The organism is Pseudomonas sp. P4_C3 (genome assembly GCF_056402075.1).
The window spans coordinates 1-981 of the sequence record NZ_JBFUIC010000685.1 but is presented as its reverse complement, the minus strand read 5'-3'; the positions used below and the strand labels follow the sequence as shown (position 1 = coordinate 981).

Below are 981 nucleotides of genomic sequence, written 5' to 3'. Positions count from 1 at the left end.
GCCTGGCACGGCGTGCTGGCCGATCAGGCCGCCAGCCCTCGACGCCTGGGCTGGTCCGCCCCGCGAGTCGCTTATGCGCTGGTGTTGGGCGTGGCGCTGCTGTGGGGTGCCGGGATGTTGCTGTCCTTCGTCAGCAACCGCGGGCAGATCGCCCTTGTCCAGACCGCGCTGGCGACCCTGGAACAAGCGGGCAGCGGCGACGAACAACTGCTGGCGTTCAACGAGTTGACCCGTGAACTGGGGCGCCTGGACTACCGCGCGCACCACGGCACGCCGTGGTACCAGCGGTTTGGCCTGAGCCATAACCCGGCTTTGCTCGTGGCCGTATGGCCGCGCTACGTCGAGGCCAACAATCGCCTGCTGCGCGATCCAGCGGCCACCAATCTGCAACAGCAACTCAAGGCGCTGATCCAGCTGCCACCCGCCAACCCCGAACGCGCCAAGCGTGCCCCGGCCGCCTACGCGCAGCTCAAGGCCTACCTGATGATGGCGCGCCCGGAGAAAGCCGACGCGGCTTTCCTCGCCAAGGTGCTGGTCGAGACTCAGGCGCAACACACCGACATCACGCCGGGGCTCTGGCAGGGCCTGTCACCCGGCCTCTGGCAGTTCTATGCCGAGCAACTGGCGRCCCATCCGGCCTGGCGTATCGAGGCTGACCCGACGTTGGTGGCCCAGGCCCGTCAGGTACTGCTCGKCCAGTTGGGCCAGCGCAATGSCGAAGCCAGCCTGTACCGCCGGGTGCTCGATGCGGCGGCCAATCACTACCCGGCCCTGGGCTTGCAGCAGATGGTCGGCGACWCCGACGCCCGCGCKCTGTTCGCCACCACGGCCAGCGTGCCCGGGGTGTTCACCCGCCAGGCCTGGGAGGGCCAGGTCCGCCAAGCCATCGACGAGGTGGCCGAGGCTCGCCGCGAGGAGATCGACTGGGTGCTCAGCGACAATCCCGCCAGCCTCGCCGCCGACTTGAGCCCGGAGCAACTC

The 981-nt window shown here is 69.2% G+C and carries 1 protein-coding gene; it reads left to right on the top strand.

Features of this window, described 5'->3' with window-relative positions; genetic code table 11:
• Window positions 1-981 (top strand): ImcF-related family protein (locus AC1DVH_RS31770; RefSeq protein ID WP_477757116.1); only part of this gene is annotated, 981 nt, incomplete at both ends.